The organism is Sulfurimonas sp. (genome assembly GCF_034005705.1).
GTDB lineage: Bacteria > Campylobacterota > Campylobacteria > Campylobacterales > Sulfurimonadaceae > Sulfurimonas.
The window spans coordinates 99209-123917 of the sequence record NZ_JAVEUF010000002.1 but is presented as its reverse complement, the minus strand read 5'-3'; the positions used below and the strand labels follow the sequence as shown (position 1 = coordinate 123917).

25 protein-coding genes are annotated in these 24709 nt (G+C 36.0%); 22 read left to right on the top strand and 3 right to left on the bottom strand.

Annotation, left to right across the window (positions count from 1 at the left end; translation table 11 throughout):
• Positions 1-124 precede the first annotated feature (124 nt).
• From RBR61_RS02120 to RBR61_RS02110, 3 genes are all read left to right on the top strand, one after another.
• Positions 125-646, top strand: a complete 522-nt coding sequence (locus RBR61_RS02120) for a transposase (protein ID WP_320341858.1) — start codon at positions 125-127, stop codon at positions 644-646.
• Between the two features lie 370 nt (positions 647-1016).
• Positions 1017-2237, top strand: coding sequence for an ABC transporter ATP-binding protein (locus RBR61_RS02115; RefSeq protein ID WP_320341857.1), 1221 nt, complete (start codon positions 1017-1019; stop codon positions 2235-2237).
• 19 nt (positions 2238-2256) lie between these two features.
• A complete protein-coding gene (locus tag RBR61_RS02110; RefSeq protein WP_320341856.1) occupies positions 2257-3171 on the top strand; it encodes a class I SAM-dependent methyltransferase in 915 nt (304 codons plus the stop codon).
• Between the two features lie 2 nt (positions 3172-3173).
• On the opposite strand, the gene RBR61_RS02105 is transcribed toward RBR61_RS02110, so the two are convergent.
• Together RBR61_RS02105 and RBR61_RS02100 are read right to left on the bottom strand one after the other, a co-directional pair.
• Positions 3174-6839 carry a glycosyltransferase gene (locus tag RBR61_RS02105; RefSeq protein ID WP_320341855.1) on the bottom strand — a complete coding sequence of 1222 codons (3666 nt, stop codon included), beginning with the start codon at positions 6837-6839 and terminating at the stop codon, positions 3174-3176.
• A complete protein-coding gene (locus RBR61_RS02100; RefSeq protein WP_320341854.1) occupies positions 6836-7039 on the bottom strand; it encodes a hypothetical protein in 204 nt (67 codons plus the stop codon). The genes RBR61_RS02105 and RBR61_RS02100 overlap by 4 nt, the downstream gene beginning before the upstream one ends.
• Before the next feature lie 232 nt (positions 7040-7271).
• Here RBR61_RS02100 and RBR61_RS02095 point away from each other — a divergent pair, with 232 nt between their 5' ends.
• From RBR61_RS02095 to RBR61_RS02060, 8 genes are all read left to right on the top strand, one after another.
• A complete protein-coding gene (locus tag RBR61_RS02095; protein WP_320341853.1) occupies positions 7272-8309 on the top strand; it encodes a DUF4214 domain-containing protein in 1038 nt (345 codons plus the stop codon).
• A gap of 654 nt (positions 8310-8963) precedes the next feature.
• A complete protein-coding gene (locus RBR61_RS02090) occupies positions 8964-10877 on the top strand; it encodes a hypothetical protein (RefSeq protein ID WP_320341852.1) in 1914 nt (637 codons plus the stop codon).
• Positions 10878-11407: 530 nt separating this feature from the next.
• Positions 11408-12154: a transposase gene (locus RBR61_RS02085; RefSeq protein WP_320341851.1), complete on the top strand. Its 747-nt coding sequence runs from the start codon at positions 11408-11410 to the stop codon at positions 12152-12154.
• Positions 12155-12614: 460 nt separating this feature from the next.
• Positions 12615-13760: a site-specific integrase gene (locus RBR61_RS02080; RefSeq protein ID WP_320341850.1), complete on the top strand. Its 1146-nt coding sequence runs from the start codon at positions 12615-12617 to the stop codon at positions 13758-13760.
• A 52-nt stretch (positions 13761-13812) separates the two neighbouring features.
• Positions 13813-14079, top strand: coding sequence for a DUF4160 domain-containing protein (locus RBR61_RS02075; RefSeq protein WP_320341849.1), 267 nt, complete (start codon positions 13813-13815; stop codon positions 14077-14079).
• Between the two features lie 9 nt (positions 14080-14088).
• Positions 14089-14325, top strand: a complete 237-nt coding sequence (locus RBR61_RS02070) for a DUF2442 domain-containing protein (protein WP_320341848.1) — start codon at positions 14089-14091, stop codon at positions 14323-14325.
• Between the two features lie 137 nt (positions 14326-14462).
• On the top strand, positions 14463-15191 hold the full coding sequence (locus RBR61_RS02065; protein WP_320341847.1) for a hypothetical protein: 729 nt from the start codon (positions 14463-14465) through the stop codon (positions 15189-15191).
• Positions 15175-16293, top strand: coding sequence for a DUF5906 domain-containing protein (locus RBR61_RS02060; RefSeq protein WP_320341846.1), 1119 nt, complete (start codon positions 15175-15177; stop codon positions 16291-16293). The genes RBR61_RS02065 and RBR61_RS02060 overlap by 17 nt, the downstream gene beginning before the upstream one ends.
• 278 nt (positions 16294-16571) lie before the next feature.
• Here the strand turns inward: RBR61_RS02060 and RBR61_RS02055 are convergent, their stop codons facing one another.
• The gene (locus RBR61_RS02055) at positions 16572-17480 is read right to left on the bottom strand and encodes a hypothetical protein (protein WP_320341845.1); all 909 of its coding nucleotides are present in this window, start codon (positions 17478-17480) and stop codon (positions 16572-16574) included.
• Positions 17481-17779: 299 nt separating this feature from the next.
• Between RBR61_RS02055 and RBR61_RS02050 the strand changes: the two genes are divergently transcribed.
• From RBR61_RS02050 to RBR61_RS02000, 11 genes are all read left to right on the top strand, one after another.
• Positions 17780-18937 (top strand): tyrosine-type recombinase/integrase, encoded by a 1158-nt coding sequence (locus RBR61_RS02050; protein WP_320341844.1) that lies wholly within the window; start codon positions 17780-17782, stop codon positions 18935-18937.
• A 196-nt stretch (positions 18938-19133) separates the two neighbouring features.
• Entirely contained in the window at positions 19134-19604 is a 471-nt protein-coding gene (locus tag RBR61_RS02045; protein ID WP_320341843.1) for a hypothetical protein, read from the top strand.
• Positions 19605-19985: 381 nt separating this feature from the next.
• Positions 19986-20183, top strand: coding sequence for a hypothetical protein (locus RBR61_RS02040; RefSeq protein WP_320341842.1), 198 nt, complete (start codon positions 19986-19988; stop codon positions 20181-20183).
• Positions 20184-20327: 144 nt separating this feature from the next.
• Positions 20328-21137 carry a DUF932 domain-containing protein gene (locus RBR61_RS02035; protein WP_320341841.1) on the top strand — a complete coding sequence of 270 codons (810 nt, stop codon included), beginning with the start codon at positions 20328-20330 and terminating at the stop codon, positions 21135-21137.
• 10 nt (positions 21138-21147) lie between these two features.
• On the top strand, positions 21148-21705 hold the full coding sequence (locus RBR61_RS02030; RefSeq protein ID WP_320341840.1) for a siphovirus Gp157 family protein: 558 nt from the start codon (positions 21148-21150) through the stop codon (positions 21703-21705).
• A 36-nt stretch (positions 21706-21741) separates the two neighbouring features.
• Complete coding sequence (locus RBR61_RS02025) at positions 21742-22452, top strand: Rad52/Rad22 family DNA repair protein (RefSeq protein WP_320341839.1); 711 nt, start codon at positions 21742-21744, stop codon at positions 22450-22452.
• A gap of 1 nt (position 22453) precedes the next feature.
• Positions 22454-22672: a hypothetical protein gene (locus tag RBR61_RS02020; RefSeq protein WP_320341838.1), complete on the top strand. Its 219-nt coding sequence runs from the start codon at positions 22454-22456 to the stop codon at positions 22670-22672.
• Positions 22673-22685: 13 nt separating this feature from the next.
• Positions 22686-22982, top strand: a complete 297-nt coding sequence (locus RBR61_RS02015; protein ID WP_320341837.1) for a DUF2958 domain-containing protein — start codon at positions 22686-22688, stop codon at positions 22980-22982.
• A 337-nt stretch (positions 22983-23319) separates the two neighbouring features.
• The gene (locus tag RBR61_RS02010) at positions 23320-23676 is read left to right on the top strand and encodes a hypothetical protein (protein WP_320341836.1); all 357 of its coding nucleotides are present in this window, start codon (positions 23320-23322) and stop codon (positions 23674-23676) included.
• Positions 23677-23715: 39 nt separating this feature from the next.
• A complete protein-coding gene (locus RBR61_RS02005) occupies positions 23716-23949 on the top strand; it encodes a hypothetical protein (RefSeq protein ID WP_320341835.1) in 234 nt (77 codons plus the stop codon).
• Between the two features lie 133 nt (positions 23950-24082).
• Positions 24083-24691, top strand: a complete 609-nt coding sequence (locus RBR61_RS02000) for a site-specific integrase (RefSeq protein WP_320341834.1) — start codon at positions 24083-24085, stop codon at positions 24689-24691.
• The last annotated feature ends 18 nt before the right edge of the window (positions 24692-24709 follow it).

Genomic DNA, 24709 nt, shown 5'->3' with positions numbered 1-24709 from the left:
AGGATTTATCCTCGTTAATGCTCTTGCCCTTGGAAACGAGGTTTTAACCTCGTCCATTACCATCAAAGGCAAGGATATAACCTCGTCTAAGAAACAATTTAACAAAAATAAGTCAAAATGCACCATGCAAAAACATATAAAACTTCCTCATATAGATGCGTTTGGATACTATCAGTTTCTTACATTTAGGACAAACGATAGCGTAGATGCTTATGTATTCAAACTTTTAGATAACAATGATTTAAAAAATTCTCATAAACAGTATAAAGTAGATGAGTATTTAGACAATTCGCAAAACGGAGCATATTTAAACGATATTGTTCTAGAATATATGTTTGATTTTATAAAGATGCAAAACAACGTTTTATATGAAATTATCTCTTTTGTAGTTATGCCAAATCATGTACATATACTCTTTAAGCAGATGCAGCCTATGGCTAAAACCATAAAAGTGTTAAAAGCAAAAAGCGCAAAAGATATAAATGTTTTACTAAAAAAATCAGGTAAGTTTTGGGCAAGTGGCTATTATGATAAAGTTATTAGAGATGAAGAACATTTTACAAAAGTATATAACTATATTCAAAACAATGCACAAAAAGCAGGACTGAATGAAGATAGATTTTACTCCATATATGAGCGAAGCTAAAGCATCGCTTCCATTTCTAAGCTCTTGTTTTCGGAGACGAGGTTTTAACCTCGTCAATGCTCTTGCTTTTGGAAACGAGGTTTTAACCTCGTTCATCATAGGCAAGGATAAATCCTTGCTTCCATCTTGAGGTTTTAACTTCGTCAGTGCTCTTGCTTTTGGAAACGAGGTTTTAACCTCGTTCATCATAGGCAAGGATAAATCCTTGCTTCCATCTTGAGGTTTTAACCTCGTCAGTGCTCTTGCTTTCGGAAACGAGGTTTCAACCTCGTTCATCATAGGCAAGGATAAATCCTTGCTTCCATCTTGAGGTTTTAACCTCGTCTAAAACTATAGTATAATTATAAAATTTTAAAAAAAGCAACCATTTATGAAAAAAATCTTAGAAGTTAAAAATATTACAAAAATCTATAAGATGTACAAAAACAACATCGACAGACTAAAAGAGATTTTTTTAAACAAACCCTACCATAAAGAGTTTATCTCAAACAACTCTATCTCATTTGACCTTTACGAGGGTGAAACGCTCGGCATCATCGGAGTAAACGGTGCAGGTAAATCAACTATACTCAAAATCATAGCAGGAGTCACAAACCCTACAAGCGGAGAGGTTATAAGGCACGGTAGAGTGACGGCACTTCTTGAGCTCGGCACCGGTTTTAACGATGAGCTAAGCGGCTATGAAAACATATTTTTAAACGGCACGCTTATCGGTATGACACCTAAAGAGTGCGAAGAAAAGGCAAAAGAGATTATCGCTTTTAGTGAACTTGGCGACTACATACAAGAGAGCATAAAAACCTACTCATCCGGTATGAAAATGCGTCTGGCATTTTCCATCGCCATCTACTCCGAACCGCAAATTCTCATAGTCGATGAAGCACTCTCAGTAGGCGATGCTCACTTTGCTGCGAAATGTACAGCGGCATTAAGGGCAAAGAAAGAGCAAAATATGTCCATAATCTATGTATCTCACGACTTAAACTCTTTAAAACTCCTTTGTGATAGAGTTATTTTACTTAACCACGGAACGATGGTGGAAGAGGGCAGCCCCGAAGCAGTTATCAACACCTATAACTTTCTTATCTCAAAACTAAATGATAAAGAAGAAACCATAACTATAAAAGAGGCACAAAATAGCTCTTTTGGCACATTTGATGTTGAGATAATGGAAGTAACCATAAAAGGCGAAAAATCAAAATCAAATATTATCTCTTCAGGTGAAAAAATTATCGTTGATGTAAAGATAGTCTCACAAAAAGATCTCCCTAACATGACGGTAGGCATAGCAATAAGAGACAGATTTGGTCAAGACATCTTTGGGACAAATACATTCCATCACAAAAAAACTATTGATTTTCACAAAGATAGCAGTTACATCTGCAGTTTTCATATGCCTTTAAATATAGGAGTAGGTAAATACAGCATAACGGCAGCTCTTCACTCGCAAGACACACATCTCTCAAACTGCTCTCATTGGCTGGATTATGCGTGCGATTTTGAAGTAGCTGGAGTAGAAGGAGAGGCTTTTGTTGGACTTTGCAGACTTGAGCCAACCATTGACTTTAGACAAATACATACAAAAATATAACCAAATACAAAGGCGTATAATGAACGATAACTTTTACAAAAGTTTTGAAGATTTACATAGAGGCTCAAGAGACTCTATCGGTAAAAGGCTAGAAATATATCTTCCATTTATCACTCCCCTCAAAGAAATACATGAAGATCCTTTATCTGTAGATTTAGGATGTGGGCGAGGCGAATGGCTGGAACTAGTTACAAACCACGGTTTCAAAGCCAAAGGAATTGACTTAGATGAAAATATGCTCGCAGAGTGCAAAAAACACTCCTTTGATGTTGAATGTGCAGATGCAATTACCACGCTAAATAATTTACCTGACAACTCAGTTTCTGTTCTATCCGCTTTTCATCTCATAGAGCATATTAGCTTTTCTCAGTTAAAAGAGCTTGTACTTGCATCCACAAGAGTGCTCAAAGATGGTGGCTTGCTCATTCTTGAAACTCCAAATCCGGAAAATATTATAGTCTCAACAGTTGATTTTTACATAGACCCGACGCATTCAAGACCAATACCGCCAATGCTTTTAGAGTTTTTGGTAATGTTTTGCGGTTTTGAAACATATAAGATTTTGCGTCTTCACGGTTCACAATCATTGATTGAAACGCCAAGCAAAGTCACTTTGATTGATGTTTTAGGTGGAGTAAGCCCAAATTATGCAGTGATTGCCCAAAAAAAGAGCTCTGCTGTTTTGCAAGAACTTTTTAAAGAACCATTTTCAAAAGAGTACGGAACAACGCTAAACCTGCTGGCACAAAACTATGATACTAAGCAAGACGCCAAACTTCAAGAACATAACGCTAAACTTCAAGAACATAACGCTAAACTTCAAGAACATAACGCCAAACTTCAAGAACTCAATGCCAAATTTGAAGCTCTCCTAAACAGTAAATCATGGAGATACACCGCTTGGCTTCGCAAGCTGTTTCAGCTGTTTAGATAACATCACTCAAGCACCAACCGCTCCAGCCACTTAGCGCTTTGCTCCCAGCTCAAATACTTTATCCCGTAGGGAGAAATCACCTCTCCCTCTCTACGTTTCAAGCGCCACTCTTGTATAGTATCGCAGAGTTCCTTTGCATTGTCGCCCTTAAAATAGCTTGCGCCCTCTTGCGCCACTTCTCGAAACACTTCTATATCTCTTGCCAAAATCGGCATATTATGCTTTGCAGCCTCTATTATAGGCAGTCCAAATCCCTCTCCGTAAGAAGCCAGCACAAGAACACTGCATCGCCCATAAAGTTCTTCCAAAAACTCATCACTTGCATCATTAAACCAAAAAAGCTTTTTATGAAGTTCTTTACTCGACTTCATACTATCTATAAATTTCTCAACCATCCAGCCCTGTTTTCCTATGATGATGAGTTTTGTATTCTCGCCATTTTCCCACAGCATCTCAAATGCTTCGAGAACCTCCGCATGTCCTTTTCTCGGTTCAATCGTCCCAACCATCAAAAATGTATCTTCAAAATCCAAAGAACTTAACACTCTTTTTTGCTCTTTTGTTATTCCGCTGCTGCCGATGCTGTTCTCAACATCTGCTCCCAAATGAAAATAATCCACTATCGGTATAGTATTGCCGACACTGTTTTGCTCTATATACCTCTGTACATCTTTTTTGGTAGATTTTGAGATGCACACCAATCTATCTGAAATCTCTATAATATTTTTAAGCCAACCGCTAAAAAGTCCAAATGCTCCCTCAGGCCACCACTCTCTATGCAGTACTGGCAATATATCATACACCACAAAGTTTATCGCAACTCCTGCCAAGCGCATCTTCAAAAGCCTATCTTTTGCCCACACGCTCTCTTGCAAAGATAAATCAAGCCCGACAAACAGATCCCCCTTAGCATACTCTATCTCACAATCATCCTCTTGTGTGCGCGCCACTCCAAGCAAAGTGCTCGTAAACGCTCGTGCATACACATACGTCCCGTTTTGATAGTAAACAGGCTCTACTCTATAGCGATTAGACTCATTTTTGATAAGCTCACTCGTCAGTGAGCGAACCACCCTCTGTATTCCCGTCTTGACATCTTGTTTTACAAGTTCAGACACATCCAAAAATATCTGAGTTTGCTGTTGCGGACAAAAGTTTTTGGCGATAGCCACGGCACACTCTTTAAGATTCTCATCCTCTGCTTTATACTCTCTGCCAAGTTGCACAACTTCATCCATCAGTTTGCTATACTTCGGTGAGCGGCTATTTTCATATATTTCCTCTATCGCCTCTTTATACATTTTACCCACAAGCGCAGGAGTATGGTATCGCTCCATATATTCATACCCACGCAGTGCCGTTGCATCTCTATATGTTTTATCCTCATACAGCCTCTCCAGCGCACGGCTCAACTCATCCTCATCAAACGTATCTTTAAGCTTAACACACACATCTTCAGCATAATCATCCATAGTTCCGTGAGCATTGATAACCACGGCTTTTTTACTTGCCATTACATCAAGAACTGCGGCAGAGGTTTCGCCTCTTGATTTAGTACGAAGTTGCACGGCTATATCCATAGCAGCCAGATACTCTTCATAAACGGTATTATCCACAAACCCAGTTATAGAGACTCTATCCCCTATTTTGTTACGCTCTATACTCTTTATGATATTCGCGCAGTATGCATCCCCACTCTCAGCCCCGACAAATATCAGTTTGCAGTGCGGCTTAGTCGCCAAACTCGATTTTAAAAATGCATCCAATGCTTTTTCATTGAGCTTATGTACGCCCATAAACCCAAACGAGCAGATAACAAACGCATCGCTCTCTATACCGAGGTTTTTCCGTGCCGACTCTTTGTCGCTGTTTCCTCTTAGTTTTCGTAGAAGAGGTATTGTTTTCCATGCGCGAGAATACCCCGCCCCGTAAAAATCATCCGCCAATCTTTTTTGATACTCCGAATGAACTATCACGCCAACACTCATATCAAGTATCTCCTTATTGCATGGATATTTCCAGCCGCACTCTTTCGCATCTGTTTTCTGCTTTAGCAATGCACTGTATCCATGAGAGTAGTAGAGTGAAGCGGGGTACGCTCCATGCACACCGCCAAACCTGTCCATCCACCCTAAAGCCCCACTCATAAAAAAGTCATGCGACACAACAACTCCGGGGCATCTCTCAAGCAGAGCAAACATATATGCATGAAAATGCGAATTGCCAAAGTGATAAACTACCTTTGAAAAACTCTTGCTGTTTTTCAAAAACCACGCACTGTTTTGTATCTCAAGCCCCTCAGGAAGCCGCTGCGTTTCAAAATCACTCTGATTTGTTATAACTGTTACATCATAGTGCTTCACCATCTCAAACAGCAGCTCTGCACTATAGTCCGCTATTCCAGTTTTCTCAGGAGGCAAAGGTGAGACATACGCAAGCTTCTCTCTTACCCCCATACTTTTTTTTACGCTCTTTGCATTTTTTTTACGCGTAGCAACAGCCTCTCTGCATGCTTCTATACACTTTGCCGCACTCTTTTTTATACTGTACTTTTGACCCTGTAGAGCTGAATTTTCTATCAGCTTCGCTCTAAGCTTTTCATCATACAAAGCTTCTTCAATTTTTTTGCTCATTTCCAAAGGCTCTCTTGGGTCGAACATTGCATCGCTTATCTCTATTATCTCTCGTATGCTGCTGTTGTTAGAACCTATGACAGGTGCGCCGCATCGCATAGCTTCAAGTATCGGCATACCAAACCCCTCATACAAAGAGGCAAACACAAACAAATCGCAAAGGCTGTACAACTGTGCAAGTTCATCGTCACTAACATGCCCGCTCATAACTACTCTATCATTCTCTATGCCCAATCTTTGTACATACTGCTCTATCTCTCTCTTTTGCTCCTCACTTATAGAGCAAACTATGACAAGTTGATATCTCTCTTTACTCTTTTTCTCTAAAAGCGAGTAAGCATCTATAAGCCCCTCTATATTTTTTCTTTTATCCATTCCGCCCGTATATAGTATAAACCCCTCTTTTATCCCATACTTACTCTTCAGCGCAAGCTCACTCTCTTTGCAAATATCTCTTTTAACAAAGAAGGCATCGACATCACACCCGATAGTAACTATCTTTTTAGCATCTATCCCAAGCTCTCTTATAGCATCCTCTTTAGTATATTCAGATATACAAAGTATCAAATCCGCTTTTTTTAAAACCTCAAGCTTTTCAAAGTACCACTCTCTCATCACAGTGTTATTAAGATAAACATCCTGCATCACAAGCGGTATAAGGTCATATAAAACAACGGCATTGATACTATTCTCGCTAAACACGCAAACGCAATCATCCGCAAACCCCTCAAACAAACTGATGACCAAAAAGAGGTCCGCATCCATAGCGTCTACGGCGTTTTTAACTATTTTTTCCGCAGTCCTGTATTTAAACCTGCTGCTTTGAGCTCTATATTGTGTATGAAGAGGCAAAAACACACTTTTCGTATCTGCTCTAAAATCTGCATGAGCCAACCCATCATGTGCAAGTAAAACAGCTTTATCTTCCGCATCGAACTTCTCTAACATCGCCTCTAAAAGAGCTCTGCCAAACCTCCCGATACCTCTCTCTCTATTAAGCCCGCAAATACCTTGCGTATCAATAACCGCCTTCAATGAGCGATTCCTTCTTTTAACGCTTCATAAGTTCTCTGAGCTCTTCTGTTGCAAAGCTCATTTTTGTGAGATTTGTGACTATCTGCATGAACAGCTTTAAAAGCTATCTTCTGCAATGCCTCACTGCTGTAAATAACTCTCTTTACAAAAGCTTTAATTCTGCCGTGCGAGCTAAGATATAGCATTATTCTATGCACCATATAGGATTTTATTTTATTTATCATATTTATTTATTCCGATTTTTTAAACTAAGTGTAACATTTTAACAAACGCACGCTTTGATAATAACATTTTTCTGACGTAAAAGTTAAAAATATTGACATATAATCTAAACATATGCTACAATTCAGAAGTGCAGAAGATTAGCACTAAAAGCTTTTAGTATGATATCTTGCAAGGATATTAAAAAATCAATACAATAGGGAGTCTTAAATGGCTACAAACACGGATATTCAAAAAATGTATATAGCGTACTTCGGCAGAGCTGCTGATGTATCTGGTCTAGCTTACTGGACAAATCAGGTTACACTTGCAAATAGTTCGGAGGCAGTTATTAATGCTTTCTCAGCTTCAGCAGAGTATGCGGATAATTATGCAGGCAAATCAAACGAGTTCATCGTTAACAGCCTTTACAACAACCTTTTCGGTAGAGATGCAGAAGTTGACGGTCTTTTATACTGGACTGCTAAGCTTAACGATGGAACTTTCTCGGTAGGTAATGTTGCATGGGCTATCATGGTTGGTGCTCAAAACGAAGATGTTTTAGCACTTGGCAACAAGGCAACTGCGGCGCAAGCTTTCACGGATGCTATGGACACAACGGATGAGATTATTGGTTATTCAGGTGCAGACGCTGCAGCAGAAGCAAAAGCATGGCTGGCTACTGTTACTGATGATTCTGCTACTTTAACTGCAGCACTTGCAACGGTTGATACGGCAGTTGCTGATGCTGTTGCTGCTTCAGATGTTAATGCTGGTCAAACTTTCATGTTAACTACAAATGTTGACACTATAACTGGTACAGCTGGCAATGACATAATCATTGGTGAAGATTTACAACTTAACGGTGCTAACATTCAATCATTTGGTGCGCTAGATAGTATCGATGGTGGTGCTGGTGCGGATACACTTAAAATTCTTGACCAAAACAATGCTATTAATGTAGCTGGTTCAAATGTATCAAATGTTGAAACTGTAATTATCCAAGGTGCTGCAGCTGTTACTGCTAATACAACTAACTGGACTGGTGTTGAAACTCTAAATGTTACTCAATCTGGTGGTGCTGTTGCTGCTACTGCAGCTGCAACTACAGATATTAATGTTTCTGGTGCAGTTTTAGGTGCTGGTACTTTAGCTACTACTAACGGTAAAGATGTATCAGTAACACACGCTGGTGTAAATGGTACAGCTGAGGGTGCAATTAGTGTTAATGGTGCTGCTGGAGCTGTATCTGTAACTACTACTAACTAATTAGCAGAGGATGGTGGTATCGCTTTAGGTACTGCAACTGCAAATGCTGGTACTGTAACTGTTCAAGCTTCTGGTAATGGTAATGTTGTTGCAGGTGTAGCTGCTGGTGGTACATTAGATACTATCGCTGTAACTGGTGGTACAACAATTACTGTTAATCAAGATGTAACTGCTATCAATAACATAGCTACTGCTGCTGTTGGTGCCAATATTGTAACTCAAGGTGCTGTAAGCGTTACTGGTACAAGCGCAACAACTTCTGTAACTGTAACTCAAGATGATCAAGTAGCTGCTGTAGCTGCAGGTGCTGCAACGACTGGTGTTAATCAAACACAAATTGTTACTTTTTCTGCTTTAACTGCTGGTCAAACTGCTGTTGTAAATGGTTTAACTTTTACTGCTGCTAAGAACTTAACTGCTGAAGAAGTTGCTGCTGCATTTAGTAATTTAACAGATACAACTACATTTGATGATCTTCAATCTGCAAATGGCCCAACTGCAAACGGTATTTATACTGGATCAAATACTACTCTAGATTATTCATCAGGTGATGCAGTTGGTGCTACAGTAACTTATACTGCTACAACTCAAGCTGGTAATACTGCTGCGTTAACTGTTGGTGGTACTGGTACTAATCCAACTGTTGCTGCTGGTGTGACTGGTGTAGCTGCTGTTGCTGCTATAACTGGTAGAGCAGGTGTTGCGAATGGTGCTGTTACTATTGCTGATGGTGGAAATGCTTCAATTACTGATATTACAGTAGATGGATATGCTGCTTCAACAATTAACGCTAATGCATTGACTAACTTAACACTTAAAAATTCAGGTGCTACAGGTACTATGGCAGTAACTACTACTTCTACTGGCGCAATGACTCTTAACCTTGATGATGTTGATGCGGCTGTGAATCTTGATGCTGGTGGTGCTTCAATTACAAACCTAACTGTTAACACTTCAGGTACAGCTTCAACTGGTGCTATCGCTGCTGCTGCAGCTACTACTGTAACAATCAATGCTGAAGCTGCATTATCAGGTGCTTCTGCATATACAGCAGCAACTTTAATCGATGTAAATGGTTCAGCTGCAGTTAACCTAACAGGTGCTATCGCTAATGCTACAACGCTTCAAACTATTGACGCTTCAGGTAACACTGGTGGTGTAACTGTAGTTCTAGGTGCAACGAACGATGTTAAATTTACTGGTGGTACTGGTAATGACGCATTAACTATTGCAATCGATGGCGTTCTAGTTGGTGATGATGTTGATATGGGTGCTGGTAATGATACATTAACTATGCTTGCTCTGACTGCAGCTGCAAATATTGCTACAACAACTGCTTTACAAGGTGGCGAAGGTACTGATACACTTGCTTTAACTATTGCTAGTGCAGACAATGTTGCTCTTTCAGCTTCAACTGCATTCAATGCTAAAATTGATGGTTTCGAGAAGGTTTCATTAACTCACTCTGCAGCTGGTGCTGAGACTGTTGATTTAGCTAACATTGATGGAATTTCATATGTAATCAGTGCAAATAGTACAGCTGCTGCTGCAGGTCTTTCAAATATGGCAAACAATGGTACATTAGAATTAACTACTGCTGGTGTAGGTATGGATGTTTTCATGGCAGACTCAACATCTACAACTGCAGATGTATTTAACATTGTTCTTGATGATTCATTAACTGCTGCTGGTGTTGCTGCAGGAATTGTAGCTGTATCAGCTGCTGCTGCTGCTGTTAACCAAAATGGTGTAGAAACTATCAACATCTCTGTAGATGATACTTTCGTTGATGTTACTGGTGCTTTAGATGAGTTTGGTGCTGCTATAGGAGACGGTGTTGATGATACAAATGCTGTATTTAGTTTAACTGTAACTGATTCTGCTACAACTACAAGCAGTTATTCAACTGTAAACGTAACCGGTGCTGGAGATTTAACTCTTACTACTGCAACAAATGTAGCTACAAGCAACCTTACAACAGTTGATGCTAGCACTATGACTGGTATATTAACGTATACTACTACTGCTGCGAACATGACTGTTACTGGTGGTTCTGCTGCGGACGTAATTACTGCTAATACTAATGGTGTTACTATCAATGGTGGTGCTGGTAATGATACACTAGTTGTTGCAGACAATATGGACTTAGTTAAACTTAATGGTGGTGCTGGTACTGATACATTTGATATCAATGGCGCATCTTCAAATAAAAGTAACTACGCTGTAATTCAAGATGCTGCTAGTGGTGATATTATAAATCTTGCTGGTGTTGATGGTAACGCTGGTGCAACAACTAACCTAACTGCTTTTAATGCAACTCAAATTACACTTGCTCAAGGTGCTACAGAGTCTACTCAAGCATACTTAGATCAAGCTATGACTACACTTGCTAATGGTGCAGTTGGTTGGTTCCAATACAATGGTAACACATTCGTTACTGCTGATGTTGGCGGAGATAGTGCTAACTCATTTGTAGATGGTACTGACTTTGTTATTATGTTGACTGGTACTTATGACCTTTCAACAGCATCTTTCAATGCAACAAGCGATACATTAGAATTGGCATAATCCCCACAAAGGACAAGCGTTTCTCAAAAGCCCAAAAGCTTTCAGCCTCACTCTTCGGAGTGGGGCTTTTTTCGTTAATCTCTATCTAAAAAAAGGGTGTCAGCCACCATTTTGAAACTTTTCTGGAAAAAGGTGTCAGGCACTATTTAGTGCAAAAACTTAATTTAAGTTAAATTTTAATACAATATCAAATGCCAAGAAAAGAACGATACCAAGAAGCTGGATGTTATCATATTATTAATCGTGGAGTAGAAAGAAGGTCTATATACCTTGAACCCAAAGATTATGAGTTTTTTTTAGATTTATTACTCAAGCTTACCAAAAAAAAAGGGTGTCAGGCACTCTTTTATGCAAAAACTTAATTTTTCCTTTCTTCTTCTTTCTCTCTTTTTGCTACCATTCTACCCATCCACTGAAAAAAGGTGTCAGGCACTATTTAGTGTAAAAACTTAATTTAAGTTAGTAAAAAAGGTGTCAGGCACTATTTAGTGCAAAAACTTAATTTAAGTTAAATTTTAATACAATATCAAATGGCAAGAAAAGAACGATATCAAGAAGCAGGACATTATCATATTATTAATCGTGGAGTAGAAAGAAGAGCTATATATCTTGAACCAGAAGATTATGAGTTTTTTTTAGATTTATTACTTAAAGCCTCTAAAGATTATGATCTTATTATTCACACATACTGTCTCATGACAAATCACTACCATATTCTACTTGAGACTAAACAAACAAATCTTTCAAAAGCTATGCAGTTTATAAATGATAAATACTCAAAATATTTCAACAAAAAGTATACCCGTTCAGGTCATCTATGGCAGGGCAGGTATAAATCATATCCTCTGTTTGATGATGCACACTTTTGGATAGTAGCAAAGTATATAGAAATAAACCCCATAAAAGCAAACATGGTAGAAGATGTAGCATTATACAAATACCAATCTTTTTTTCAATGGAAATATAAACATAACTATTTTGAGCTTCTAAATGATTCTATGATATTTGAGATGACCTATAATGAGTATGCTGATTATATAAGTAGTGACATGGATATAGAAGCTATAGATATAGTCTATAAATCCCCAAATCTTATAACAACAAAAGAGGGTAAATTAAAAGTTTTAAAAAAAAGATTAGAAACTTTTTTTGAACAAGATCGTGATATTAACAGAAATGAAAATATTAAAAAAGCTTTTGAATACGGTTATACTAAAACTGAAATAGCAAATTTTTTAGATTTAACCACTAAAACAATCAATACTATTTTGAAATAATCCAGCCGACCAATCACCCAAAACCACCCAATATCCAACCCATTCACCTATAACCCCAAACACTCCATTTATCCCATTTACACCCACTTTTGCTACCAATAGTTACACTTCCAAAAATTCGTAAAATTCTTTTAAACTTAAAACGACCTTATTTGGTGGGCAATTGGTGGGCAATCATCTTTCATCTGTCTAAAATTATTACAATACTCTCTAAACTACCTATTTATCTACTTTCTCTTGACTATAAACAGTCCCAAAAAGTCCTTTAGGCTTACAATACAATTTTTTGTGCAATTCACCCTCCATCTGGTCGGCAATTGGTCGGCAATGCCCACTTGACAAGCTTTTTCACCCTTAACTATACTTCCAACAAGCCCACATACTTTTCTATTGTGGTCGGCACACCATTTTAAAAAGTTATTCTAAGTAAAAATAAGTAAAAAAAAGAAGAGAAAACACTATGCCAAAAGTTACAATTACCAATGACTTTATAAAAAAAGTAAAACCACCAACCACCAAAGCAAAAGAGCAATATTTCGACAATGAATTAAGCGGCTTTATGATTGAAGTAAAAGCAACAGGAAGTAAAACTTACTACTACCGCTATAGACAAAACACTAAACAAAAGATGAAGCGTATAGGCAGTACAAATGAACTAAGCCTAGAAGAGGCTAAAAAGAGCTACTATGAACTAAAAGAAAACATATCCAACCAATCTATCCTACAAGACTCCCTTGAACCTCAAATCAACCCCATCACTTTTCAAGAGTTCTACGACACTCACTACCTCCCATACATCCACACCCACATAAAAAGCTATGAAACCAACATATCAGTATTTAAAAACCACATCCTCAATCATCTATCCAACACTCCCATGAAAGACCTAAAGAAAACCCAAGTGATGACATACCATAGCTCAATGGTAAAAGATAAAAATCTAGCACCAGCAACAGCTAATAAGTTTCTAATCTTTTTAAGTAACGCCTATAAACTCTCCCATCAGTTTGAACTACTCCCAAGTGATATAAACCCTTGTAGAGGTATAAAAGAGTTTGAACTCAACAACCAAAGACAAATATTTCTAACGAACACCCAAGCAAAAAGATTACTTCGTGAGGTAGAGAAAAGCCCAAACCAACATCTACAGTTCATCATTCCTATGCTGCTTTTATCAGGTGCGAGAAAAAGAGAGGTGCTAGATGCCCAGTGGTGTGACTTTGATATGTTAAACAACCTATGGACGATCCCAATAACCAAATCAGGTAAAAAAAGAATCCTACCTATAACACCACCACTAAAAGAGCTACTAGAAACCATCCCTAAACAATCTAAATACCTCTTTGCCTCTCCAAAAACTAAAAAGCCTTATGTCTCTATTTTTAACAGCTGGAACACAGCAAGAATAAAAGCAGGATTACCAGAAGTTCGTATTCACGATTTACGACATACATACGCTTCAGCACTTGTAAACTCCAAATGCTCCCTCTATGAAGTACAAAAACTCTTAGGACACTCAACAGCTAAAATGACCCAACGATACGCCCATCTATCAGATGAAGCCCTTATGAAAGCAGCTAGCCATGCTGGGAAGTTGTTGAAGTGAGATTGTAGATTGAGTTTGGTATAATATATGAAAATAAAATTGTGAGGTCTAAATGCCAACTATAAGTATGTTTTATGGGATAATTATTAGGATGTATTGTGCACCAAATGAACACAACCCTCCACATATTCATGCTTATTATAATGAGCATAAGGCTATTATAGATTTAAATAGTTGTGAATTAACAGACGGTTCTTTACCAAATAAACAAAGAAAACTTGTTGAGGCATGGACAGTTTTACACCAAGAGGAGCTTCTAGCTGACTGGAATCTAGCTCAAAACGGTGAACTTCCATATAAAATAGAACCTTTAAAATAAGGAGTCAGTATGTACTTATCAGTTATAGATGTAAAACCACAAGAAGATTATAAACTGTTGCTTACTTTTGAAAATAATGAGTGTAAAGTCTTTGATGTAAGTGAGTATCTTAATATAGGTAAATTTCAAGAACTAAGAGATAAAAAGCTTTTTTCTAGTGTGAAAGTAAGCTTTGATAGTATAGAGTGGGATAACCATCTTGACCTTGATCCTGAACTGCTTTATGAAAAATCGGTAGCATTATAATAATGAGTAACCAATATCACTCTAACACTCCAGTAGTATATAATCAAAATCATAATTTAAACAACACAGTGCAGTTAAACAGTCGTGATTTAACAAGAGCAGAAAACCAAGCTCAAAAAGTAAAATAGGATTATGTAGTGGAAAATCAAAATACAATTTATGACCCATTTTCTAATCCAAGGGAAAAAGGTCCTCGTAAAATTAGATATGAAAAACCAGTTAAGCAAGATTATGACTTACCACTTGAAAAGTTAGAGAATTACTTTACTAATAAAGGTATCCAAAGTGGTGGTTTCTTTCAAATATTTAAAGAGTATAAAGGAAAAAAAATAAAATATAAGATTAATAAATTCACCACTTTATTACAACATATTTCAGATGAAAATCTACTACTTGATAATAAAGAACTCTATAGTGAAATATCAATCTTTTTAGACTATGCTTCAGAAGAAAATCTACTCCATAAAGTAATAAAAGAGGAGCATAAAAACTTTTTAAAAAGAGCACTTTTTGCAAATAATAAAGACTCTATTGATAGTAGTGGTTCTGATACCCTAGAAGCACTAGACTACTCAAAATACCAATATAATAACTTTAGAAAATCATATAAAAACGAAGCTATTAATAATATCCATGCAAGAGGTGGAACTATATTTTTAAATAGTGATGGGAAGATATGTTGTAGATTCTCAAAAGATAGTGAAATTAAAATCTATTCAAAAAGACAAGCTGAAACAATACTCAGTGCAGCATTAAGATTTGCTATTAAGATAACTGAAGATGTACCATCATATACAGATATAGACCCAAGTACAATATTATTATCCGATGCTACGGTAAGGGATGGCGATGATGAAAAAAGATAATGCCTTTCCTATCTCTATCCATGAGCTGATACTCGTACATGAGGAGAGGTTTCGACCTAGAATATTAGAAGAGTATTTTGAAGAGGATGGTGTCTATTATAGAAATACATTCAAACCAACAAAATATATGCAGCTAAAGGGTGAACCTACAAGACTACCTAAAACCATATTAGATCTTCTGTTTCATCTTACAAATTACAATAAATCTAAATACGATTATCTACTAAACAATTTAGCATACTTTTTTAAATATCTGAAAAAGTCTCAAGTTGCTATAGCACTTATTGGAAAACAAGGAGCTGGTAAAGGAATACTTTTTGATACTATCATCTCTGAACTATTTGGTAGAGAGAATTGCATAACTATCAACAATGAGAGTATTAATAGTAGATATAAAGCAAAAATCATCAAAGATAAACTCTACTATAACTTCGATGAGATAAAGTTCAGAACCAGTGAAAAGAATGATAGTTTTTTTAAAGCAGTAATTACAAATCCATCAATTTCATTAGAAGAAAAAAATGTAACAATGAATAAAGAGATAGAACTATTTGGTCAATCTATCTTTAGTTCTAATCATATTGATGCTTTAAAGATAGAAGAAAACGATAGAAGATTTACAGTTATTAATACAGGTGAAAACTTGGTTAATACTGACTTTTTACACTATGGTAGCTATGAAAACTTAGTTGCTGGAATTAAACAAGATTTAGAGGAGTTTGCAAAATATCTAAAAAACTATGATGTTGATATAAACCTTGCAAATACACCTCTTGATACTCCAGAAAAAAGAGTTATTATAAAAAGTTCACAAGATAATATAATCGATTTTCATAATGCTATTGTAAAGCTTGATATCGATTATTTCTACGATCTTATCGACTTAAACTATGGTGACCTTCATAATGAATTACAAAGAGATTTTAGAGATAGTAAAATCAATAGAGCTAACATTGCAAAAGCATATAATGCACTTTTTTCTAAAAATCTATCTTCTAAAGAGATTTTAAAAAGATTAAGAGCTATAGAACCTTATGATACTTTTCCTAAAATTACACACTCTCATAGTGGCGAAAAACACTACTTCAATCTAGCAAAATAACTCCTCCTTTTACCTTACCGTTTTATCTAGTGTATGCCTAAATGGTTAACATTAAAATTGATCTTTTTTTGTTAAATAAAATAAATTATAGTTGATATATAATAAAGCCCAATATAAAGCCTGCTTTATTATGCGTTTTATAGTAAATTAACTTAATAAATATTATATTATCTTTATCAACTCTTTAAATACCCTTAAAAGAGCCAAAAAGTAATCAGCCAACCACAACTATACTTCGATGTAGTTCGTAGCTTCTATAGGCTTTAAAATGAATGTTATTAATACTCATCTAGCCAATCACTATTTTCCTCTTCAACAGGTAAGTCTAAATCATGCTCATACACATCATATAGATCAAATAAAAAGTTCTCTATCTCACTTGTATTAGGATATAAACGGTACCTGTCTAACCCTAGCTTATGTAAGTCTCTTCGTCTTACACTCTCTTCATACTGTGAATAAAGTTCTAGTGCTGCAGCTTTTTCATCTAGTGTCGGAAAGTAAAGGATATGGTATCTATCTAACTCATTTTGAAGCATCCCATACCTATAAGGGTATTTATTAAAAAAACTACTCTGAAGCTTTAGTTCATATCGTGTTATGGGATAAGTGATATATTTGTCTTTAGCTGGTTTATAGTATAGCTTCGATCTTTTCATTACTTGATTATGGGTATTGATGTATTTTTCTATATAGCGTGTAGTTAGATATGGTTGCTTTTCATATACGCTATAGTACTGAACACGAGGTGCTTTCTTATTGCAAAAAACATAAGTAAATGCAAAAAAAGACTGCAAATCAACTGCTACATCTATACCTTTATATTCAAAACTTATCTCATTGGTGTTTAAGTATGCTACTAATCTGATTAAACAATCATAAGCTATCTTGTCATTTTTATGGTATTGCTTAAGTCCTGCTATCTCTATTGTTATAAAATAGATGGTTCTTTGGTATTTGTCTTTATAAGCACCACTTGTTAACTCAAGTATCTTTGCTCTTCCTGTATTAACAGTATGGGTGTATGCACCATTAGGATTAGTATTTGTGTTGTATTTTACTTTTAAAAATGGAAATGTTATATCTAATGCTCTTGCTAATTGATCCATCACCTCTCTTTGTTCACTACTGTTTATAAAATCAATTTGTAGTTTTAGTGTGTCTATATGTACGGTGTAATTAATCATGGTATCTCTCCTGTAGTTGTATATGTAGAAGAGGTAAATAAGTTAGTTGTAATGGGTGTCTATGTATTTAGTATTTTGGTTTTTATTCATACTTATTATATAGATGATGTTTTATCCAGTAATCTTAGGACTTTTACAAATTTATAATTCTCTCTTCTCAAATCAACTCACTAGCTGATAATTTTTATTTATCACCTACAAATATTTTTTTTAACACTCACTCTTTAACGAGCAGATATAAATCAAACTACACCTAAGTAACAAATCACTATCTGCTACAAATCTAAGAGGAACTAAAGATGAAAACAAATCTAACCCAACCATTTGTAAAAAGAATAGAGTGTGAAGCAGGTAAATCCAAACAAGAGTTTTACGATAAAGAGATTCAAGGATTTATACTAGAAGTAAGAGCCACTGGAGCTAAAAGCTTTTTTATAAGAACCACTGTAAATGGTAAACGAACATCTAAAAAGATTGGTGATGCTAAAGTGATGGATATAGAAGCTGCAAGAGTAAAAGCAATAAAGGTAAAGAGAGCTTTAGAGGAACAAAAAGACATTATCCTAGGTAAATCTACTAAAGAGAATAAAAAACCCTCTGTCATCACTCTAGGTGCGTTTTACGATACATACTATCTACCACATATCAAAAAGCATATTAAAAGCTATGAGACCAATATAAGCGTATTTAAGAATCATATACTAACACCATTTAAAAATATACCAATGGATAAGATTTCTAAAGCTTCCATAATGAAGCTACACTCTGATATGGTAGTTAAAAAGAAATTAGCAAAAGCTACAGCCAATAAAGTATTGATATTTTTATCAAGTGCATATAACATAGCAATAGAGTTGGAACTTGAGGGTATCACAGAGAATCCAGCAAGTAAGATAAAAGAGTTTACTTTAAATAATGCAAAAGAGAGATATTTAACTAAAGAGGAGACTAAACGACTTCTTGAAGCTATCAACACAACTGAACAAAATATTCACTTGAAATACATAGTACCTATGTTATTACTAACTGGAGCTAGACGAGGAGAAGTTCTAAAAGCTAAGCATGAGGATTTTAATCTTAATCAGATGACTTGGACAATACCAACAACTAAAAACGGTAAGAAGAGGATACTTCCAATCACACCACAGTTACTAGAGCTATATAATAAAATTCCAAAAGATGATACTCCTTATCTTTTTACTTCACCTGTTACAGGTAAGCCTTATGTGTCTATATATAACTCTTGGAACTCTGCAAGGACTAAAGCAGGGTTAAAAGATGTAAGAATACATGATTTACGCCACTCATTTGCTAGTGCATTAGTAAACAATGGAGTTAGTTTGTATCAGGTTCAGTCACTGTTAGGACACAGTACTTCAACTATGACTCAACGGTATGCTCACCTTAGTAATGAGAGCTTAATGAGTGCGGCTTCTTGTGCTGGCAGTTTGATGTAAAGACAAATAGTTAACCGCCAACTTGGCGGTTAACTTAAACACTGAACATCAATAAGTAAGTTTCAAAACTCTACAAGATTTATGATGTTAGCCAATATTTTACCCTTTTTAGGGATATTTTATAAGGTTAGCTACAATATAATAAATAGATAACCGCCAACTTGGCGGTTAAGTTAAATCTTAGAGGGGGAATTATATGTCTGAAAATAAAGAGGTAGTAAAAGCTGAAGTAGTCAAAGAGATAAAGCTTTCAAAAGATGATAAAAAACTAGCAAGAGAGATAAAAAGCAAACTTAGAAAAACAGCCGAAACTATAGTAGAGATAGGTGAGATGCTCACAAGTGCCATAGAAGATAAGCAAAGAGGCTTTAAAGAGGTGTTTTATAAAGAGATAGGTATAAGTGATCGTTCTGCTCAACGATATATGCAAATAGCCAACCATGTAAAAGTTATAGAACTAAAAGAGAAAGATGAACTTGAGGGTAAAACGATGACTGATTTGCTACAGCTTATCTCACCTGATACATCTATTAAAGAAGATAAGATTGATACTAAAAAAGTAGCTAGTGGTTTTTACTCAAGATATAAAGATAAACCAGATACTTTAAAGCAGATAATAAAAGAGCTTCAAGGTATGCTTGATAGTGTAGATAATATAGAACAGTAAAAGCTGCTGATTTAACAGATAACTAAACCATTAATAACATAGATAGGAACTCATCCTATCTATGTACTACCTTTCACCCCAAAAAACACTACTACACCCAAAATAGTAAAAAGTAGCAAAAAATCCACCATACAACAGCCTTAGATACCAATATACCGCCTAATACACCCACAATCTTGTAATATCAAAATTTTTCAATCATATATCATCTCCATAGCAAAGCCCCCAAGAGCTTTGAAAAAAACCATACTTAGGAGAAATATATGATACACCATAAACAAGATTCAAAGGTGCAGTTTTTCACACTGCCAAAAAAGATAATCTGTAATCTACTGTGTAACAACAAAAATGAGCAGATGTTTAAAGATACGGCGGTGTGAGATGAGAGTAAAAAATGAACTTCAAAAACAACAAGACAAGGAGCTTGAATTAGATTGGTCATTTGCCGAGTGGCTGGATCACTTTAGAAGTGAGCCAACTACTAAAGAGCTTGATAAGATGGAAAAGCAGAGTAAAGATAAAAGAAGATTCACTCATCCACTCAATAACCCAAATTACTACCCACTACAAGGAGCATAAGAAGTGATACCACCATCAGTATTATTAGCAGTCTTAATTGCAGGAGCAACGATTATAAAAGAGACTTTAGAAAAGCAAGATGATTAGTTTTAGCAATAGAGCTTTTAACCATAAATTAAACAACATAATAAAAGGAAAGAAAAAATGTCAGTAAACCCATTAAACAACCATGAGCTACAAGAGTTAGCACCAACACTATTTACACAAGAACCACACCATGAAGTAAGTGAAAAGTATCACTTCATACCAACTATTGAAGTAATAGAAGAGATAAAATCGCATAACTGGTATCCAGTAAGTGTAAGCCAAGCAGCAGTTAAAGATGAAAACAAAGATGGCTATCAACAGCACTGTGTAAGGTTTCGTCACTTTGAGGATCTACTTCACCCACAAGATAACGCAGTGGAGCTGCTGCTATTTAATAGCCACGATAGAACAAAAAGCTTTAGTATCAGTGCAGGAATTTTTAGGTTTGTATGTGCCAATGGCTTAGTAGTAAGTGATAGTGTGTTTGAGTCTTATAAAATCAAACACTTAGGAGATAGAGATAATGATGTAGCCAATGCAGTAGCAAAAATAACAGCAGTAAAAGAGAAGCTACTTGATAAGGTAAAAACTCTATCAAAAATCCAACTATCAAACTTAGAGAAACAAAGCTTCGCCAAACTAGCAATTCCTCTTAGATTTGAAGAGCATTTAGAAGTTGATCCAAATGACTTATTAATTCCTCACAGAGAGCAAGATCATAAAGATGATCTCTACACCACCCTTAACACCATACAAGAGCATCTAATCCGTGGAAATTTGAGTGGTATAAACAAACAAAGTGGCAGACACTTTACTTCTAAAGAGATTAAATCAATTACCACAGACACACAAGTTAATAAAGGTGTGTGGGAGTTAGCAGAACGCATTGCAACTATCAAAGAGCCAGAGTATCAAATAGCAGCATAAGGAGCAGACAATGAAAAGCACAGACTACCGCTTACAAAAGGAAATTCAAAACATCAAACCAGATAATCAAGAGTGGTTCAAAGACTTCGTTCGTCAAGTACTTGAATCAGACAAGCCTTACTACTCTAAAGCTGATTACTTAGGTCTATCCATCCAAGAGCTTCAAAATAAAATAGACTACCTTGCAGAAGATATCAAACAGATGCAAGCACTTAAAAAATCTCTTACCAATGCAAAAACAACAGCACTTGAAGCAGTTGCAAGTGTTTTAGCAGAGTATGGCATAGATAGACTAGATGGAACAGCAATTAGTTCTATTACTATCACACCTCAAAAAACCAAAGTAAAAGAGGAACTAATCATCCTAGATGAAAAATCTCTCATAGAGCTAGGTTACTTCAAACCAGTTCTTGACATGGAAGCTATAGAGCAAGCCTTAGAGCTAAAATCAGATGAAGAGATAAACCGCCATGTTCAAGTTGAAGTTTCAAAAGAGACAACACCAGCACGGATAAAAGTTAATGCTAAAAGAAGTGCTAACAATACTCAAGCAGATGAACTACTTTAAATAGTAGAAAATCAAGCTGCTTAAAGGAGAATCATTATGTTTAACGAGAAACAGCTACAACTACTAGGCTATGAGATAGATAGTAGTAGGATAAAAACAAGAGAGAAAGGAAATGTTACCCTCTCTTATGTAGAGGGTCATGACATCATAGAGACCGCCAATAAAATAGTAGGCTATGGAAACTGGAGCTACACCATCACAAAGTTAGAACAAGTAAGTCAAGAAACCAACCATAACCAAAATGTTGTCATCTGCTATAAAGCAGTGGTTCGAGTAGTAGTTTATGATATAACTCACACTAAAGAAGCCATAAGAGAAGATGTAGGGTTTGGAACAGGCATTGCAAAAACACTCTCTGATGCACATGAGGGAGCTGCCAAAGAAGCTGTAACTGATGCTATAAAAAGATGCTTTAGAACATTTGGTAATCAGTTTGGCAATTCACTCTATGATAGAAGCAAAAACCATCAAGCACCACAAATGCAACAGATACCATCAAACCAAAACTATACACCGAACAATGCAAATGCTCAACACTATAACCCACCACAACAAGCACAACAACACACTCCACAAGACTACTCATCCCTTTACAATCTAGGATTAACCATAATGGAGCAAGGAAATAGTCTTGTAGTAGTAGGAGATGATATATTTGCTAAAAAAGACTCCATAAGAGCGTGTGGTTTTAGATGGGATGCAAAAAGTAAGCTATGGTATAAAAATATAGAGCAACAAGCAGCGTAAGATGAAAAACTTTATATTCTTCACAACAGATGGATTTACATTTGATCCTAACAATAAGCCTATAAACAATATGCAAATACTAGGTTCAGAGGAGGGAGAGGATATTTTAGAAGCGTTTAAAAACTTTAAAGTAAGCCACTCCTATTTAAAAGAGTATGCATTTAAAGATGTTACAGCTATAGAGTGTGTAGATGACTTTATAAGAAACTTAGAGCTATGAAAGGAGCGATACAATGCAGCTTATACCACAAGAGATAAAACAACACATTCCAAAACTCTATGAAACAGAGGAACAGCAAGACCCACTTATTTATGTCAAACTCTTTTTAGATGGATGGAGTTGGTATATCACCGAACACTCAATCGATGATGATATTTGCTTTGGATATGTGGTGTCACCCTTTGGAAGTGAGCTAGGGTATTTTAGCTTACAAGAGATTCAAGAGGTCAAAGGAAGCCTAGGAGTTGGGGTTGAGCGAGATGTACACTTCAAACCAACACCATTATCAAAAGTTAAAAAAGCTTCATAAGATGATGGATTAAAACTATAAGAAGTTTTTCCCTTTCCCCCATAGAGGAGCTAACGCCCCTCTCCCCCTATCCCTTTTCAAGAATAGAGTTTATATAGTTAGTATAGTAAGTATTGTAAGTGTTGTTTGTTAAGTCTTGTCGTTTCGCTTTGGCTTACTTCGTGCCCGCTACACTTTTTATGGGTTGTTCTACCTCTCTCCCAAGTTGCTGCTTGGGTCATCAGGTTAGCCCACCAAAAGATGGTAAGGAAAGATTTACTTTTTATTGGGAGTTCTAACAGATTGCTTTCTGTCATATAAATAGTAATTAAAAATAAAATAAAAAAGGAAAATATAAATGAAAAAATTAATAGTAGGTACATTAGCAGTAATGCTAATGATAGGTTTAAGTGGTTGTGATAGCACACCAGAACAATCACCAGTAAGAATAGATGCAAAATCACTCTCAAGTGATTGGGGTGGATATGTTGTAAGTGTTCCAGTTGTAAATGTTACAGCTGTAGTAGATGAAGTTACTATCAAAGATGTGATAGCCAACAATGGCAATTGTCAAATGACAGCTATAACAAAAAAGAGTTTCCCAAAGACTCTACAGTATGGTCAAAGGGTTCAAGCTGGATATACAGCAAAGTGTAATCTAGTAAAAGTTGAAGTTGTTACTGATAAAGGAAATTGGAGTGTAGAGTTTGAGTAGATTCTATTTTAAATCATCTCAATACAGGAGGTGCAAAATATGAAAGCAAAAAGAGTCTATGTAGAAAATCAAAAGTATAAAGAGTTTCACGAACATTGTGTAGGGATTGATTATGTGCAGTGGGATGATGGCAGCGATGGCTATATCTACTTTGAAGAATCAGTAGGTGGAAACAGAGCAGAAGCATTTTACAAGACACTAGAAGAAGCACTTGTTGAATATGATGGAGCTGATGAGTTTTTTCAAATAGGAAAGTTCAACGAATACGACTAACTAAAACCTTATAAATTCCGTAAGTTTATAAGGTATCCCCAATACAGGGGCTTTAAAGCCTCTCTTTACACACCACCAAAAATAAAATCCTATAAAACACCCCTAAATAAGGAGATATTATAAGGAAAACCATATGAAATCAAAATCTAAGAAAAAATCACCCAAAAGGATCAAAGAGTCAATCGGTGAAGTTGAGTACAAAAAGTTAATGAGTGCAGTAAGAGGTGATGAGTCACTTCGAACCAACACCAAAGATAATCTGCTTCGAGCTTTTACAATTCTTTACTTCACTGGACTTAGACTTAATGAACTCCAACAGATGAACCTATCACATATAAAAGAGCTGCTTGAAGATGGAGAGACAAAAATACTTCTACCAAAAACAAAATCTGAACGCAAACTCTTTGCAGGTGATGAGTTTAAAAAGCAGTTAAAGAAATTGTTTGTATTTGAAGCTGATACAGACCTACAAATCAAAGTGATCGCAAAAGGGAGTAATCACTCTAAGAGAACAGGGATACACCCTCTTACATTTATAGCACAAGTCAATGAGGTTATGAAATCAATACTTGGAACTGGATATACAAGTCATAGTTTTAGACAAGGTTTAATAACTGAAATGGGAGCAAAAGGTATCAACACAAAAATCATATCAAAGTTTATAGGTCATAGTGATGTAAAAACCACTATGGGATATATCAAACCAACTGATGATGATGTAAAAGGAGCGATGATACGATGATGACTGAAAGGAATTGCT